Raw genomic sequence first — 15,600 nt, forward strand, 5'->3', positions numbered from 1 at the left:
CCCCCCCCCCCCCCCCCCCCGCCCCCCCCCCCCCCCCCCCCCCCCCCCCCCCCCCCCCCCCCCCCCCCCCCCCCCCGGCGGGCGGGCCCCCCCCCCCCCCCCCCCCCCCCCGCCCCAGATACGCGCCCGAATTGTTTCGATATGAAACTTTAAGCTTGAAATAATTTGCCTGCGGCGCGATACTGAAAGTCGGGATCGCCGGCCTTGCCGGTGGCCCGAGGCGAAGAGGAGATCGCAGATATGAAGGTTGCGGTTCTCGGCGGTGGACCGGCCGGGCTCTACTTTGCTATCTCGATGAAGCTCCGCGACGCCACCCACGAGGTGACGGTGTTCGAGCGCAATCACGCCGACGACACATTCGGCTGGGGCGTGGTGCTGTCGGCCGAAACGCTCGACAATCTGACCAGGAACGATCCGGTCAGCGCCGTCTGGATCAAAAAGCACTTCGCCTATTGGGACGACATTGCCGTCATCCATGACGGCGTGCGCACGGTCTCGACCGGGCACGGCTTCTGCGGCATCGGCCGCAAGCGGCTGCTCATCCTGTTGCAGCGGCGGGCGCGCGAACTCGGCGTCAAGCTCGTCTTCGAGACAGATATCGGCGACCCCCGGCCCTATATGGAGAGCCACGACCTGGTGGTAGCCGCCGACGGGCTGAATTCGAAGGCGCGCGGCACCTTCGTCGACATCTTCAAGCCCGACATAGACACCCGCAAATGCAAGTTCGTCTGGCTTGGCACACGGCAAAAATTCGACGACGCCTTTACCTTCATCTTCGAGAAGACGGAGCATGGCTGGGTTTGGGCGCACGCCTATCAGTTCGACAGCGAGACAGCGACCTTCATCGTCGAATGCAGCGAGCAGACCTGGGCTGCCTTCGGTTTCGGCGCGATGAGCCAGCAGGAATCGATCGCCGCCTGCGAGAGGATCTTCGCCAAGCATCTCGGCGGTCATGCGCTGATGACCAATGCCAATCACATCAGGGGTTCGGCCTGGATCAATTTTCCGCGGGTGTTGTGCGAGCGCTGGTCGTACAAAAATCTGGCGCTCATGGGAGATGCGGCGGCATCGGCGCATTTCTCTATCGGTTCAGGCACCAAGCTGGCGCTGGAAAGCGCGGTGGCGCTGGCCGATTATGTCAAGTCCGAGCCTGATCTCGAGGCGGCGTTCCGCAAATATGAGGATGCACGGCGCACCGAAGTGCTGAAGCTGCAGTCGGCGGCGCGCAATTCGCTCGAATGGTTCGAGGAGGTCGAGCGCTATCTCGGCCTCGATCCGGTGCAGTTCAACTATTCGCTGCTGACGCGCTCGCAGCGCATCAGCCACGAGAATCTCAGGCTGCGCGACGGCGAGTGGCTGGCCGGCGCGGAAGAATGGTTCCAGCGCCAGGCCGGCGCCGGCGGCAACAGCTTGCGCCGTGCACCGATGTTCGCGCCGTTCAAGCTGCGCGACATGGCGCTCAACAACCGCATCGTCGTCTCGCCGATGGCACAGTACAAGGCCGTCGACGGCTGCCCGACTGACTGGCATTTCGCCCATTATGCCGAACGCGCCAAGGGCGGTGCCGGCCTTCTCTATATCGAGATGACCTGTGTCAGCCCGGAAGGCCGCATCACACCCGGCTGTCCCGGCTTCTACGCGCCCGAGCACGAGGTGGCGTGGAAGCGGCTGGTCGACTTCGTCCATGCCGAGACGGAAGCCAAAATCTGCGCCCAGATCGGCCATTCCGGCGCCAAGGGCTCGACCCGGCTCGGCTGGCAAGGAACCGATGTGCCGCTGCCATCCGGCAACTGGCCCGTCATGGCCGCGTCGGCGGTCGCGTGGTCGCCTGAGAACCAGGTGCCGAAGGCAATGGACCGCGCCGACATGGATCTGGTGCGCGACCAGTTCGTGGCCTCGGCCGAGATGGCTGATCGTTGCGGCTTCGACATGCTGGAGATCCATGCCGCGCATGGCTATCTGCTCTCCTCCTTCATTACGCCGCTGACCAACCGGCGCACCGACGCCTATGGCGGTTCGCTGGAAAACCGCATGCGCTATCCGCTGGAAATTTTCCGCGCCGTACGCGCTGTCTGGCCAGCGGAAAAGCCTGTTTCCATGCGCATCTCAGCCAATGACTGGGTCGGCATCGAAGGGGTGACGCCGGCCGACGCGGTCGAGATCGCCAAGTTGCTGCACGAGGCCGGTGTCGACATCTGCGACGTGTCGGCCGGCCAGACCTCGGCATTGGCAAAGCCGGTCTATGGCCGCATGTTCCAGACGCCGTTTTCCGACCGCATCCGCAACGAGGTCGGCATGGCGACGATGGCGGTCGGCAACATCTATGAGCCGGACCATGTCAATTCTATCCTGATGGCCGGCCGCGCCGATCTGGTGGCGCTGGCACGACCGCATCTCACAGATCCCTACTGGACGCTGCACGCGGCGGTGACGCTTGGCGATCGCGGCGTCAAATGGCCGGATCCCTATCTGCCCGGCCGCGACCAGATTTACCGGCTGGCCGAACGCGACGCCGCTGCGGGGCTGAAAGTATGAGCGCGGCCGGAGCAATCGCGGGCAGGCACGCCCTTGTCACCGGTGGCGGCTCCGGCGTCGGCCGCGCTATCGCATTGGCACTGGCAAGAGCCGGCATCACTGTCACCATCTGCGGCCGGCGCGAGGCGGTGCTTGCCGAGGTCGCGGGGGAAAGCGACCGCATCTTCGGCATTGCCGCCGACGTCACCGACGAGGCCTCAATGGCGTCGCTCCACAGCAACGCGGAAGCGGCGCGCGGACCTTTCAACATTGTTGTCGCCAATGCCGGCATGTCCGGCAGCGCCCCGGCGCATAGGACCTCTCTCGCGGACTGGCAGCGTACGCTTGACGTCAACCTCACCGGGGCGTTCCTGACGGTGAAGCCGGCGCTGGCCGGCATGGCGGCACGGAAGACAGGCAGGATCGTCTTCGTCGCCTCCACGGCCGGGCTGAAGGGCTATCCATATGTCGCGGCTTACGTCGCGGCCAAGCATGGCGTCGTCGGGCTGATGCGGGCGCTGGCCGCCGAGACCGCAAAATCAGGTGTGACAGTCAATGCCGTCTGCCCGGGCTTCGTCGAAACCGAGATGCTGGACGAATCCATCCAGCGCATCGTCGAAAAGACCGGCCGCTCAGTCGAGGAGGCGCGGACGAGCCTTGCCTCGACAAACCCGCAAGGACGTTTCATCCAGCCGGAGGAAGTCGCCGCCGCGGTGCTATGGCTGTGCGGCGATGCGGCAGGGTCGATCACCGGCCAGGCGATCTCTGTTTCGGGAGGCGAGACATGGTAGCCGGCCCCCTGCCCGCGCGCTCCGAAGCCGGCAAGGATCGGCTGCGCCTTTGGATACGGCTGCTGCGCGCCTCGCGCACGATCGAAGCCGAACTGCGCGAGCGGCTGAAGAAGGAATTCAACACGACGCTGCCGCGCTTCGATGTGATGGCGGCGCTCTACAGGTCGCCTGAAGGCATGCTGATGAGCGACCTGTCGCGTTTCCTTCTGGTCTCCAACGGCAATGTGACGGGCATCGTCGACCGGCTGGTCTCGGAAGGACTGGTTGCCCGCGCCCGGCGCAATGGCGACCGTCGCACTTCGATGGTGCGGCTGACCGAGGAAGGTTCGAAGGCCTTCGCCGTGATCGCCGCTGCACATGAAGGCTGGGTCGGCGAGCTGCTGGGCACTGTGAGCGAGGAAGAGGCGCGCCGGCTGATCGGCATGCTGAATTCCTTCCGCAGCAATTGGGAGGGACGGGAATGACAAGGATGGCAAACCGCAAGCCCAAGCATTTCCTGTGGCAGGTCGAAGGCAAGGTCGCAAGGATCCGGCTCGACCGGCCGGAGCGCAAGAACCCGCTGACCTTCGACAGCTACGCCGAATTGCGCGACACTTTTCGCGACCTGGTCTATGCCGAGGATGTCGACGCCGTGGTGTTCCTGCCCAATGGCGGCAATTTCTGCTCCGGCGGCGATGTGCACGACATTATCGGCCCGCTGGTCAAGATGGACATGAAGGCGCTGCTCGCCTTCACCCGCATGACCGGCGATTTCGTCAAGGCGATGCTCAATTGCGGCAAGCCGATCATTGCGGCGGTCGACGGCGTGGCGGTGGGCGCCGGCGCCATCATCGCCATGGCGTCGGACATCCGCATCGCCACGCCCGAGGCGAAGACCGCCTTCCTGTTCACTCGCGTTGGGCTTGCCGGCTGCGACATGGGCGCCTGCGCCATCCTGCCGCGCATCATCGGCCAGGGCCGCGCCGCCGAACTGCTTTACACCGGCCGCACCATGAGTGCCGCCGAAGGAGAGCGCTGGGGTTTCTACAACCGGCTGGTCGACGCCGCGGCACTCGAGGCCGATGCGCTTGAGCTGGCCGCGCGCATCGTTTCCGGACCGACCTTTGCCCATGGCATCACCAAGACGCAGCTGAACCAGGAATGGTCGATGGGGCTGGAACAGGCGATCGAAGCGGAGGCGCAGGCGCAGGCGATCTGCATGCAGACCGCCGATTTCGGGCGGGCGTACAAGGCTTTCGTCGCTAAGGAAAAGCCGGTATTCGAGGGGAATTGAGGATGGCCCTTTTTACGGAGACGTTGACGGGACAGCGCCCCCCTCTGTCCTGCCGGACATCTCCCCCTCTAGGGGGGAGATCAACCTTCCTCTCGGCCTTCGCTAATCACCAACGTCGCAAGACGAGCACCGCAGGCGGAGCTGCCAATCTCCCCCCTGGAGGGGGAGATGTCCGGCAGGACAGAGGGGGGCGCCGTAGAGCGCAAGGGCTGAAGAACAGCGGGGGCACAAATGCCTGACTGTTCCTTCCTCTCCTGGCCTTTCTTCGAGGACCGCCATCGCCAGCTGGCCGAGCGGCTGGAGGCATGGTGCGCGAAGAACCTGCCGGTCGACCATCACGATGTCGACGCGGCCTGCCGCAAGCTGGTGGCAAAGCTCGGCAAGGACGGCTGGCTCAAGCCGACAGCCCTCGACACGGAAAACCCCGGCCCGCTCGACGTGCGCACGCTGTGTCTCACGCGTGAGACGCTGGCGCGGCATGACGGGCTGGCCGATTTCGCTTTCGCGATGCAGGGGCTCGGCACCGGTGCGCTCAGCCTGTTCGGCACACCTGACCAGCAGCGCTGGCTGGCAAAGACCCGCGCCGGCAAGGCGATTTCCGCTTTCGCGCTGTCGGAGCCGCGCTCGGGATCTGATGTCGCTGACATGGAGATGGCGGCCACGCGCGACGGAGACGACTATGTGCTGTCGGGCGAGAAGACCTGGATCTCCAATGGCGGCATTGCCGACCTCTACATCGTCTTTGCCCGCACCGGCGAAGCACCAGGCGCAAAGGGGCTCTCTGCCTTCATCGTGCCATCGGATGCAAAAGGACTGGCCATCGCCGAGCGGCTGGAAGTGATCGCGCCACATCCGCTGGCGCGGCTGACGTTCGATGGCGTTCGCGTTCCGGGTTCGGCGCTGATAGGCAAACCGGGCGACGGTTTCCGCATCGCCATGTCGGTGCTCGACGTGTTCCGCTCGACCGTAGGTGCGGCCGCACTCGGCTTTGCGCGCCGCGCGCTGGACGAAAGCATAGGCAGGGTGGCGGAGCGCAAGCTTTTCGGGGCGCCGATGGCCGAATTGCAGATGGTGCAGGGCCACATCGCCGACATGGCGCTCGACGTCGATGCCGCAGCGCTGCTGGTCTACCGCGCCGCCTGGACCAAGGACATGGGCGCCGCGCGGGTGACGCGCGAGGCAGCCATGGCGAAACTCTTTGCAACAGACCGCGCCCAGAGCGTCATCGACAAGGCCGTGCAACTGCACGGCGGCGACGGCGTGCGCAAGGGCCATATCGTCGAGAGCCTCTACCGCGAGATCCGGGCATTGCGCATCTACGAGGGCGCGTCGGACGTGCAGAAGGTGGTAATCGCCAGACAAGTGATGGGAGCGGCTTGAGGGCTGCTCAGCGGATTTACAGACCGGGCTGTTTTTCAAACCTGACATTTGAGAGCAGATTGACTATCGGGAGGCCAGACATGCACACCATCCTGCAGCCGGAAGGCTGGGCTAAACCCATCGGCTACGCCAACGGCGTCGCCGCGCGCGGCCAGCTCGTGTTCGTCGGCGGTCAGGTCGGCTGGAACGAACAATGCCGGTTCGAGACCGATGATTTCGTCGGCCAGGTGCGGCAGACGCTCGCCAACATCGTCGCCGTGCTGGCCGAGGCTGGCGGCAAGCCTGAGCATATCACCTCGATGACCTGGTATTTTACCGACAAGGCGGAATATCTTGCGAACCTCAGAGGTATCGGCGAAGCCTATCGCGCCGTCATCGGCCGGCATTTTCCGGCCATGGCCGCCATGCAGGTGGTGGCACTGGTCGAGGATCGCGCCAAGGTGGAGATCCAGGCGACGGCAGTAATTCCAGACTGAGGCTCGGCTCTTCTCCGGCCTCACCCAACTCACGCATCAAGCCTGTCGCATTCGGCACCGCCCTTCACCTTCTTCCGTAAACGAGGGAATGACGTCTGACTTCCATCAGATGTCATTGCCTCGGTGTTGTCGGCCGAGTGACTTGGCTCCCCGCAGCTTTTGTGATCAGATGATCACGCCTGCTTCGGTTGGCGATGACTGCATATAGCTTCAGTCGGAGAAAAGCAAAACCGTGGCTCTGGGATTTGAACCTGTATCAGGACGTGTGACCGTCCAGGACGGCGTCTACCAGCAGCTTCGGCATGCGCTGATGGTCGGCAGTTTCGATCCGGCTCAGGTGCTGACCATTGCTTCGCTGGCGGAAGCCTTCGGCACCTCGAACATGCCGGTGCGCGAGGCCTTGCGGCGGCTCGCCGCCGAAAATGCGCTGGAGATCTCGCAGAACGGCTCGGCCTGCGTGCCGGTCGTCACCCGGGCGCGGCTCGACGACCTGTGCCGGGCTCGCGTCGCCGTCGAGGGACTGGCGGCCGAACTCGGGGCGCCACGCCTGGCCGCTTCCGATATAGCCACATTGGAGAAGATCACCGCCGAGCAGCAGGCGATCGGGCGCAATGGCAGCATTTACGAACTGATCGCCAAGAACCAGCAGTTCCATTTCACCATCTACCGTGCCTCCGGCTCCGACGTGCTGTTCCAGTTGATCGAGACGCTGTGGCTGCGCTTCGGCCCCTATATGCGGCTGTTGTCAAACCATGTCGCGCCGTTGATGCGCGCCGGCACCATGGAGCCCTCCGGGCGGCACACAGCGATCATCGCAGCACTGAAGGATGGCGATTTTGGCCGTGCCCGCCAAGAGGTGGTTGCAGACATCCAGACAACGCAGGAGACGCTGCGCGCGATCTGCCCCGACGTGCCGGAATCCAAGCCCGTCGAGTTCGCCGGTTTCGGCAGGGCCTCCTGAAGCTCCGGTGCAGTCGAACGACAGATCGACGCCGGAAGGCGCCGATTGGCGATCGTTCGCGGTCGCAAAAGACCGCCCCGATTTTCCCGATTGAATCGCATTTCTTCGCAGGCAGCGATTGATCCGTGTTCCATTTCGTGATCACATGATCACAAGGAGCAAAAAGCGCAGTGTCTGGTTATTTTCTCTACCATTCAATCGGGACGTTTCCCGGCAAGGCGGAGCGTATGGCTGCTGCCCTGGCGGAATTCTCCGGGACCTGGGCGGCGGAAGATGACGGCCAGTGGCCGGCGGCGCTTGCCGCGCGGCAGCGCTTCATCGATGCCTGGAACTCGCTGATCGATGCTCCACAAAATACTCTCACCACCGCCGAGAATGTCACGTCAGCCCTCTACAGCCTGATCGGCGCCTTGCCGTCCGAGCGTCTGAAGGGAAAGCGCCTGCTGATCGCCGCCGACTGTTTCCCTAGCCTGCACTTCCTGCTCGCCGGTCTGGCCGAACGCTTCGACTTCACCCTCGACACCGTGCCGATGCGTCCCGGCGAGAGCTGGGTGCGCGACGAGGATTTCATCGCCCGCTGGCAGGACGATGTCGGCCTGGCCTTGCTGACCTTCGTCACCTCGACGGCCTCGCACCGCTGCGACGTGGCTCGGCTTGCCGCGCATGGTCGGGAGATGGGCAGCATCGTCGGTGTCGACATTACGCAAGGCGTCGGCGTCGCACCCTTCTCGGTTGTCGAGACGCCGGTCGATTTCGTCGTCTCGACGTCGCTGAAATGGCTGTGCGGCACTTCGGGCGCCGGCATCCTGCAGGTCACGCCCGATCTCCTGGCAACATGTCGGCCCGAGCTTCGCGGCTGGTTCAGCCAGCCAAACCCGTTCTCCTGGAATCTCGACAGTTTCGCCTATGCCGACGATGCACGCCGGTTCGACCATGGCACGCCGGCGATCCTTGCCAGCGTCGCATCGCTGCCAGGCCTCGCATGGGTCGCCGACACAGGCGTCGAGGCTATCCGCGCACAGAACGCCAGCATGACCGCACGCATTATCGGCTGCGCACTCGACAATGGCTGGGCGGTTCGCTCGCCGCTCGATCCAGACAAGCGCGGCGGTAGCGTCATGTTGACCTTGCCGCAAGGCGTCGACCCGGCGAAGACAGTGTCGACGCTGCGCAGTGAGCGACTTTACTGCGACGCGCGCGGCGCGACACTCAGGCTGTCGCCCGGCATGGTCACATCAGGCGACGCGGTCGATGCCCTGCTTGCGCGCCTGCAAGACCTTGTCGGTGCGCGGCAACGCCGCGCATCCTGATTTCAGGTCGCCTCGCCTGCAGCGTCCGGAAAATACGGCGCTGAAAAGGGGCGGAAGTGGAAAACGCCACAGGGAGTGGCCAAACCAGAGGGAACAAAAATGAGCTTCACTCGTCGCAACCTGCTTCTTCTCGCTGCCGCCATCGGCATCGCCGTCAGCCCAGCCGCCGCCTATGCCGCGGACGTGCTGAATGTCGGGGCCTACCCGACCAATCCGCCCTTCGAATACAAGAATGAAAGCGGCACTTTCGAAGGCTTTGAAGTCGATATCGTCAACGAGGCGGCCAAACGCATCGGCATGACCACGGAAATCGCCGACCTCGGATTTCAGGCGCTGTTCGCCGCCACGACGTCGAAGCGCATCGACGTTGCCATCTCGTCGATCACGATCACCCCGGAGCGGCTGAAATCGCAGGCGTTCACGCAGCCCTACTACGATTCCGACATGGGCATCGCAGCAAAGGCCGACAGCCCGATCAAGACCGAGGCCGACCTCAAGGGCAAGATCATCGGCGTGCTGTCCGGCTCGACCGGCGAAGCCTGGACCAAGCAGCACCAGGAGGCCGACGGGTTCAGCGAGGTGAAGGGCTACGACACGCAGCAGAACCTGCTGCTCGATCTCAGCGCCGGCCGCGTCGACGCCGCTGTCAGCGACGTTCCCGGCCTGGAATACTCCTTCACCAGGATGAAGGATCTCGCTGTGAAAGAGCGTATCAAGACCGGCGAGCAGTACGGGCTGATGATGGCCCAGGACCACCCGCTGCTCGGCAAGCTGAACGACGCGCTGACCGCGATGAAGAAGGACGGCACGCTGGCCGCGATCCACAAGAAGTGGTTCGGCAGCGACGCACCCGCCGATTCTTCGACCGTCAAGGAAATGCCTATGCCGAAGGCCTGAACGGCAACTGCTGAAATCGTGCCGGCTTTTTCACGTCGGCACGATTTCATGGGATAGCGTTGCGCGCCTCCTGGACGCGCAGCGGACGCCGTAGCCCTTCTTTCACGCATGAACCGCTCCGAAGGCCGATTTCTGGTTTCGGAGTCATGCTTTAGCGTCGCGGGACGCCAATCTTTCAGGAATGCTCCCATGTCGCTGATCGAGACCTTCTTCAACGCCGATGTCATGATCTCCAGCCTGCCGGCGCTGCTGCGCGGCTTCCTGAACACACTGCTGCTCGGGCTCTTCAGCATCGGCATTGGTATCCCCGTCGGCCTGGCAATCAGCCTGATGCGGCTCTATGCGCCAAAGCCGCTGCGGCTGCTGGCGGTCGGCTATATCGATATTTTCCGGGCGATGCCCGTGCTGGTCGTGCTGATCCTGATCTACTACGCGCTGCCTTTCCTCGGCATACGTCTGTCGTCCTGGGCCTCGGCGGTGACGGCATTCGCCATCATCATGGCGGCTTATTCGGCCGAGGTGTTCCGCTCCGGCATAGAGAGCATTCCGCGCGGCCAGTTCGAGGCGGCGCAGGCACTCGGCCTGCCGTTTTTGCTGACCTTGCGCAAGGTGGTGCTGCCGCAAGCGATCCGCGTGGTCATTCCGCCGATGACCAGCAACTGCGTTTCGATGTTCAAGGACACCTCGCTCGCCTCAACCGTGGCGCTGCCCGAACTTCTGAAGGAAGCGACCAATGCGCAGTCGCTCTACGCCAACCCATCGCCGTTGATCGGCGCGGCGCTGGTCTATCTCCTCTTCCTCTGGCCGATGGTGCGCCTCGTCAGCCTGCTGGAACGCCGCTTCAAAACCGAAAAGACCCGCTGACGTCGCCAGTTCCCCCATCTGTCATCTCGCAGGAGACCATCTTGAACAAGCATCAGACCCACAATGCAGGCAACGTCTCCGCGGTCTTCCCGGTCGACACGATCCGCGCCATGTTCCCCGCCTTGCGGCAGGCCGGCGACTTCATCTTCATGGACAATGCCGCCGGTGCGCAGATCCCGCAAAGCGTGCTCGACGCGGTGACAAACCATCTGGTGGCGCACAATGTGCAGCGCGGCGGCCGCTATGGCCGCAGCGTCACGGTCGATCAATCGGTCGCTGAGGCGCGCGAGAGCGTGGCGCTGCTGATCAACGCCTACAGTCCGTCGGAAATCTGCTTCGGCATGAACGCCACCTCGTTCATCCGCCTCGTCAGCCTCGGCATCGGCCAGATGCTGCAGGAGCGTGACGAGATCGTCATCACCGACATGGACCATGACGCCAATATCGCGACCTGGCTGGCGCTGGAGCAGGCCGGCGCGAAGTTCCGGTGGTGGCGCATGCGCGAGGACGGCAACCTCCATGTCGACGACCTCAAGCCGCTGGTCTCGGATCGCACAAGGCTCGTCGCCTGCACGGTGACGGCGCATTCGATCGGCTCGATCGTCGACGTCGCTTCCGTGGCCAGGATCGCGCACGCGGCGGGTGCGGAAGTGTTCCTCGACTGCGTGCATTACGGACCGCATGGATTGATCGACGTGCAGGCCTGGGACTGCGACTACCTCGTCTGTTCCGGCTATAAGAATTTCTCGCCGCATATGGGCTTCCTTTGGGGGCGCTTCGAAACGTTGAAGCGGCTGCCGACCTTCCGCGAGGATTTCATCCCCGACGAGCCGCCCTACAAGGTCGAGGCCGGCACCTTCATCTACGAGAACGTCTCCGGCATGGATGCAGCCGTGCAATATCTGGAATTGATCGGCCGCAATCTTGCGCCCTCGAACAACCGCTCGCGGCGCGAAAACATCGTCGCCGGCATGGGCGCCATCCGCGATTACGAGCTGCTGCTGGCGCGCGAGATGCTCGCCGTGCTCAAGGATTGCGGGACGACGATCTATGGCGTTGCCGACGCGGCCCGCATCAACGAACGCGTGCCGACCTTCTGTTTCAACATCGGCACGCTGTCGCCGCAACGGATCGTCGAGGAGATGGCCGAGATGCAGATCGGCATCCGCGACGGCCATATGTACGCGCCGCGGCTGATGAAGCGTCTCAACCTCTCGATGGACAGCGGCGCCATCCGCGCCTCGCTGGTGCACTACAACACGGTCGAAGAGATCCACCGTTTCGGCGAGGCGCTACGCGCCATTATCGCCAAGCTGTCCTGATGGTTCCGGCGCCGGCCTGACGGCCGCGGCGCGGGCGTCAGGCGGCCTTCTTCTTCGCCAGCCTGGCCTTGATCGAGGCGACGTCGGCGCGCGGCGTCGCCGCGAACAGCGTCCTGGTGTAGTTGTGCTTGGGATCGGCAAAAACCTCGTCGCGGGAGCCGTATTCGACCGCCTCGCCGAAATACATCACCATCACGTCGTCGGCGATGTAGCGCACCACCGACAGATCGTGGCTGATGAAGACATAGGTCAGCTGGAACTCGTCCTGCAGGTCGGCGAGCAGATTGAGCACCTGCGCCTGCACCGAAAGATCGAGCGCCGAGACCGGTTCGTCCAGCACCAGCAGGCTGGGGTTCAGCATCAGCGCACGGGCAATGGCGATGCGCTGGCGCTGGCCGCCCGAGAACATGTGCGGGTAGCGGTTGTAATGCTCGGGGCCGAGGCCGACCTTCTTCAGCATCTTCATGGCAAGGTCGCGGCGTTCCTCGGCCGGCTTGTTTGTGTTGATGATCAGCGGCTCACCGAGCACATCGCCGATCTTCTGGCGCGGGTTGAGCGAGCCATAGGGGTTCTGGAAGACGATCTGCACCTTGCGGCGCATCTCCTTCGTCAGGCCGTCCTTGGCGATGTCGACCTTGTTGCCGTCGATGAAGAGTTCGCCTGATGTCGCAGGATCGATCAGCGTGATGATGCGGGCGAGCGTGGACTTGCCGCAGCCGCTTTCGCCGACGATGGCCAGGGTCTTGCCCTTCTGCACGGTGAAGGAGACACCCTTGACCGCATGAACGGTGCGGCTGGGGCGAAACAGGCCGCCGCCGACATGATAGTCGCGCACGATATTCTTGCCTTCGAGAACCGTCACGCTCATGAGGCAGCCCCCGTTGGCGATCCAGACATCGCGGCAGAGGGGGCCGGCTCGAACAGCATGTCGGAAACGGTCGGAAGCCGGTCGCCGACGGCGTTTTCCGGCAGCGCCGACAGCAGCGCGCGCGTGTAGTTGCTCTTTGGGGATTCGAAGAGCGAAAGCACGTCGGCCTCTTCCATCTTGCGGCCCTTGTACTGGACGATGACACGGTCCGCCGTCTCGGCCACCACGCCCATATTATGGGTGATCATGATCAGCCCCATGCCGTATTTGGCCTGCAAGGAGACCAGCAAATCGAGGATCTGCTTCTGGATGGTGACATCAAGGGCTGTCGTCGGCTCGTCGGCGATCAACAGCTTCGGATTGCAGGCGATGGCAATGGCGATCATGACACGCTGGCACTGACCGCCCGACATCTGGTGCGGGAACGAATTCAGCCGTTCCTCCGGATCGGCGATGCCGACCAGCGTCATCAGTTCGATGGCGCGAGCCCGGCGCTGGGCGCGATCCATGCCCATGTGAAAGCGCAGCACCTCCTCGATCTGGAAGCCGGCGGTGAAGCACGGATTGAGGCTGGCGATCGGCTCCTGGAAGATCATCGAGATGTCCTTGCCGACGATCTTGCGTCGTTGCGAGGGGCTGAGCCCGAGCAGGTCGATGCCGTCGAAGGCCATGCGGTCGGCCTTCACCGTCGCCGTGTTGGGCAACAGCCCCATCACCGCCAGCATCGCCACAGACTTGCCGGAACCGGATTCGCCGACGATCGCCAGCACCTCGCGCGGCTCGATCGACAGGTCGATGCCTTGCACGGCCATGAACGGACCGGCGGCGGTGTCGAAGGAGACGGTCAGGTTCTTGATCTCGAGGAGAGGCATGGGGCTCACGACCTCTTCAGCTTGGGGTCGAAGGCATCGCGCAAGCCGTCGCCGATCAGGTTGATGGCCAGCACCGTGATCAGGATGGCAAGACCGGGGAAGGTCACCACCCAAGGCGCGCGCAGGATGAACTCGCGCGCCGAAGCCAGCATGGTACCCCATTCGGGCGTCGGCGGCTGCGCGCCCACGCCAAGGAAGCCGAGCGCCGCGGCCTCGAGGATGGCGTTGGAGAAGGACAGCGTCGCCTGGACGATCAGCGGCGCCACGCAATTCGGCAGTATCGTCACCAGCATCAGCCTGATGTGACTGGCGCCAGCGACCTTCGCGGAGACCACATATTCGCGGTTCTTTTCGGCCATCACCGCCGCACGGGTGAGCCGGGCAAAATGCGGCTGCAGCACCAGCGCGATCGCCAGCATGGCGTTGAACAGGCCAGGCCCAAGGATCGCCACCAGCACCAGTGCCAGCAGCAGCGACGGGAAGGCCAGGATGATGTCCATGACGCGCATGATCAGCGTATCGACCCAACCGCGGAAATAGCCGGCGAGCACGCCGAGGATGATGCCGCTGGTCAGCGAGAAGACGACGACCACCAGGCCGATGAACAGCGAGAAACGCGCGCCGAAGATCAGCCGCGAAAGCATGTCGCGGCCGACCGCATCGGTGCCGAGCAGGAACATCGATTTGCCGCCCTCCTGCCAGGCCGGCGGCGCCAGCAGCGCATCGCGAAACTGTTCGTCGGGCGAATGCGGCGCGACCAGCGGCGCGAAGATCGCCACCAGCACGAGCAGAGCGAACACGACAAGGCCGATGACGGCGCCGGTGTTCATCGAATAATAGTGCCAGAACTCGGCAAAGGCGCGTTGCCGGCCGCCGGGCTGAACGGATGCGGCAGTGGCTTCGGCCGCGGACTGGTCGGTCATCTCACTGCACCCGGATGCGTGGGTTGATGACGGCGTAGAGCACGTCGACGATCAGGTTCACCGCCATGACGATCAGCGCGATGATCAGCAAGCCGCTCTGCACGACGACATAGTCGCGCTTGCCGATCGCATCGATCATCCATTTGCCGATGCCGGGCCAGGAAAAGATCGTCTCGGTGAGGATGGCACCGGCCATCAGCGTGCCGACCTGCAGGCCGATGGTGGTGACGACCGGGATCAGCGCGTTGCGAAAGGCATGGAGCCCGATGACGCGGCGCGGCGCCAGACCCTTGGCGCGCGCGGTGCGGACATAATCCTCGCCCAGCACCTCCAGCATCGCCGACCGCGTCTGGCGCGCTATGACGGCGAGCGGAATCGTCGCCAGCACGATGGCCGGCAGGACCAGGTGACTGGCAGCGGACCTGAAAGCGCCGCTCTTGCCGGAGATCAGGCTGTCTATCAGCATGAAACCCGTGGTCGGCTTGAAGAAATACTGCAGGCCGATGCGGCCGGAGACCGGGGTCCAACCGAGATAACCGGAAAAGAAGATGATGAGCAGCAGGCCCCACCAGAAGATCGGCATGGAGTAGCCGGTCAGCGCCACGCCCATCGTCGCCTGGTCGAACCATGATCCGCGCTTGATCGCGGCAAAGATGCCGGCGGGAATGCCGAGGAGGACGGCGATGATCAATGCGATCGTCGCCAGTTCCAGCGTTGCCGGAAACAGTGCCTGGAACTCGCCGAGCACCGGCCGCTTGGTGGCGATCGATATGCCAAAGTCGCCGGTCAGGACCCTGCCGATATATTCGAGATACTGGATGACATAGGGCCGGTTATAGCCGAATTGCTCGATAAGCTGCGCATAGCGCTCGGGACTGACGCCGCGCTCGCCGGCCAGGGCGAGGATCGGGTCGCCCGGCAGCAGCCGAACGAAAGCAAACGCCGCCAGCGATATGCCGAACACGGTCGGAACGATCAGGGCGAGCTTATGGAGGAGATAGCGGAGCATCTTACTTCATAGAACGGCGGGGGGGGGGGGGCCCCCCCCCCCCCCCCCCCTTTTTTTTTTTTTTTTTGGTAAGAGGGACCCCGCAAACAGCTGAATCGACGGGGGGACCATAACAAGACCCCCGAGCCGCATGTGTTAGG

At 63.9% G+C, this 15,600-nt stretch carries 16 protein-coding genes; 11 read left to right on the forward strand and 5 right to left on the reverse strand.

Annotated elements, in window-relative coordinates; all coding sequences use genetic code 11:
- A partial coding sequence (locus AC0L2H_RS03435; RefSeq protein ID WP_473588890.1) for a hypothetical protein occupies window positions 1-318 on the reverse strand: 318 nt, incomplete at its 3' end.
- On the opposite strand from AC0L2H_RS03435, the gene AC0L2H_RS03440 reads away from it, so the two are divergent.
- From AC0L2H_RS03440 to AC0L2H_RS03490, 11 genes are all read left to right on the forward strand, one after another.
- A complete protein-coding gene (locus AC0L2H_RS03440) occupies window positions 241-2,535 on the forward strand; it encodes a bifunctional salicylyl-CoA 5-hydroxylase/oxidoreductase (RefSeq protein WP_473588891.1) in 2,295 nt (764 codons plus the stop codon). The two genes, AC0L2H_RS03435 and AC0L2H_RS03440, sit on opposite strands and share 78 nt — an antisense overlap.
- A complete protein-coding gene (locus AC0L2H_RS03445) occupies window positions 2,532-3,305 on the forward strand; it encodes an SDR family NAD(P)-dependent oxidoreductase (protein WP_473588892.1) in 774 nt (257 codons plus the stop codon). Before AC0L2H_RS03440 ends, AC0L2H_RS03445 begins: the two co-directional genes overlap by 4 nt.
- Window positions 3,299-3,769, forward strand: a complete 471-nt coding sequence (locus AC0L2H_RS03450) for a MarR family winged helix-turn-helix transcriptional regulator (protein ID WP_107649365.1) — start codon at window positions 3,299-3,301, stop codon at window positions 3,767-3,769. The genes AC0L2H_RS03445 and AC0L2H_RS03450 overlap by 7 nt, the downstream gene beginning before the upstream one ends.
- Window positions 3,766-4,578, forward strand: a complete 813-nt coding sequence (locus AC0L2H_RS03455) for an enoyl-CoA hydratase family protein (RefSeq protein ID WP_473588893.1) — start codon at window positions 3,766-3,768, stop codon at window positions 4,576-4,578. The genes AC0L2H_RS03450 and AC0L2H_RS03455 overlap by 4 nt, the downstream gene beginning before the upstream one ends.
- Before the next feature lie 231 nt (window positions 4,579-4,809).
- Window positions 4,810-5,958 carry an acyl-CoA dehydrogenase family protein gene (locus tag AC0L2H_RS03460; RefSeq protein ID WP_473588894.1) on the forward strand — a complete coding sequence of 383 codons (1,149 nt, stop codon included), beginning with the start codon at window positions 4,810-4,812 and terminating at the stop codon, window positions 5,956-5,958.
- An 80-nt stretch (window positions 5,959-6,038) separates the two neighbouring features.
- Window positions 6,039-6,434 carry a RidA family protein gene (locus AC0L2H_RS03465; protein ID WP_473588895.1) on the forward strand — a complete coding sequence of 132 codons (396 nt, stop codon included), beginning with the start codon at window positions 6,039-6,041 and terminating at the stop codon, window positions 6,432-6,434.
- Window positions 6,435-6,666: 232 nt separating this feature from the next.
- A complete protein-coding gene (locus AC0L2H_RS03470; RefSeq protein WP_107649472.1) occupies window positions 6,667-7,395 on the forward strand; it encodes a GntR family transcriptional regulator in 729 nt (242 codons plus the stop codon).
- Between the two features lie 170 nt (window positions 7,396-7,565).
- On the forward strand, window positions 7,566-8,705 hold the full coding sequence (locus AC0L2H_RS03475; RefSeq protein WP_473588896.1) for an aminotransferase class V-fold PLP-dependent enzyme: 1,140 nt from the start codon (window positions 7,566-7,568) through the stop codon (window positions 8,703-8,705).
- A gap of 99 nt (window positions 8,706-8,804) precedes the next feature.
- Entirely contained in the window at window positions 8,805-9,602 is a 798-nt protein-coding gene (locus AC0L2H_RS03480; RefSeq protein ID WP_473588897.1) for an ABC transporter substrate-binding protein, read from the forward strand.
- Window positions 9,603-9,791: 189 nt separating this feature from the next.
- Entirely contained in the window at window positions 9,792-10,466 is a 675-nt protein-coding gene (locus AC0L2H_RS03485; RefSeq protein WP_107649360.1) for an amino acid ABC transporter permease, read from the forward strand.
- 41 nt (window positions 10,467-10,507) lie between these two features.
- Window positions 10,508-11,788: a cysteine desulfurase-like protein gene (locus tag AC0L2H_RS03490; protein WP_473588898.1), complete on the forward strand. Its 1,281-nt coding sequence runs from the start codon at window positions 10,508-10,510 to the stop codon at window positions 11,786-11,788.
- A gap of 37 nt (window positions 11,789-11,825) precedes the next feature.
- Here the strand turns inward: AC0L2H_RS03490 and AC0L2H_RS03495 are convergent, their stop codons facing one another.
- From AC0L2H_RS03495 to AC0L2H_RS03510, 4 genes are read right to left on the reverse strand one after another with little or no spacing between them, the layout of a single operon-like run.
- On the reverse strand, window positions 11,826-12,656 hold the full coding sequence (locus tag AC0L2H_RS03495; RefSeq protein WP_473588899.1) for a dipeptide ABC transporter ATP-binding protein: 831 nt from the start codon (window positions 12,654-12,656) through the stop codon (window positions 11,826-11,828).
- Window positions 12,653-13,528, reverse strand: coding sequence for an ABC transporter ATP-binding protein (locus AC0L2H_RS03500; RefSeq protein ID WP_473588900.1), 876 nt, complete (start codon window positions 13,526-13,528; stop codon window positions 12,653-12,655). The genes AC0L2H_RS03495 and AC0L2H_RS03500 overlap by 4 nt, the downstream gene beginning before the upstream one ends.
- 5 nt (window positions 13,529-13,533) lie before the next feature.
- The gene (locus tag AC0L2H_RS03505) at window positions 13,534-14,451 is read right to left on the reverse strand and encodes an ABC transporter permease subunit (RefSeq protein WP_107649357.1); all 918 of its coding nucleotides are present in this window, start codon (window positions 14,449-14,451) and stop codon (window positions 13,534-13,536) included.
- Window position 14,452: 1 nt separating this feature from the next.
- Window positions 14,453-15,460 carry an ABC transporter permease subunit gene (locus tag AC0L2H_RS03510; RefSeq protein ID WP_473588901.1) on the reverse strand — a complete coding sequence of 336 codons (1,008 nt, stop codon included), beginning with the start codon at window positions 15,458-15,460 and terminating at the stop codon, window positions 14,453-14,455.
- Window positions 15,461-15,600 lie beyond the last annotated feature (140 nt).

The sequence above is a fragment of the Mesorhizobium sp. WSM4871 genome, from assembly GCF_055811295.1.

Bases quoted from the DNA above. Each gene is read 5' to 3' on its own strand.
- AC0L2H_RS03505 (WP_107649357.1), bottom strand. From the start codon at position 14,451: ATGACCGACCAGTCCGCGGCCGAAGCCACTGCCGCATCCGTTCAGCCC.
- AC0L2H_RS03480 (WP_473588897.1), top strand. From the start codon at position 8,805: ATGAGCTTCACTCGTCGCAACCTGCTTCTTCTCGCTGCCGCCATCGGC.
- AC0L2H_RS03510 (WP_473588901.1), bottom strand. From the start codon at position 15,460: ATGCTCCGCTATCTCCTCCATAAGCTCGCCCTGATCGTTCCGACCGTG.
- AC0L2H_RS03465 (WP_473588895.1), top strand. From the start codon at position 6,039: ATGCACACCATCCTGCAGCCGGAAGGCTGGGCTAAACCCATCGGCTAC.
- AC0L2H_RS03455 (WP_473588893.1), top strand. From the start codon at position 3,766: ATGACAAGGATGGCAAACCGCAAGCCCAAGCATTTCCTGTGGCAGGTC.
- AC0L2H_RS03485 (WP_107649360.1), top strand. From the start codon at position 9,792: ATGTCGCTGATCGAGACCTTCTTCAACGCCGATGTCATGATCTCCAGC.
- AC0L2H_RS03440 (WP_473588891.1), top strand. From the start codon at position 241: ATGAAGGTTGCGGTTCTCGGCGGTGGACCGGCCGGGCTCTACTTTGCT.
- AC0L2H_RS03445 (WP_473588892.1), top strand. From the start codon at position 2,532: ATGAGCGCGGCCGGAGCAATCGCGGGCAGGCACGCCCTTGTCACCGGT.
- AC0L2H_RS03500 (WP_473588900.1), bottom strand. From the start codon at position 13,528: ATGCCTCTCCTCGAGATCAAGAACCTGACCGTCTCCTTCGACACCGCC.
- AC0L2H_RS03450 (WP_107649365.1), top strand. From the start codon at position 3,299: ATGGTAGCCGGCCCCCTGCCCGCGCGCTCCGAAGCCGGCAAGGATCGG.
- AC0L2H_RS03495 (WP_473588899.1), bottom strand. From the start codon at position 12,656: ATGAGCGTGACGGTTCTCGAAGGCAAGAATATCGTGCGCGACTATCAT.
- AC0L2H_RS03460 (WP_473588894.1), top strand. From the start codon at position 4,810: ATGCCTGACTGTTCCTTCCTCTCCTGGCCTTTCTTCGAGGACCGCCAT.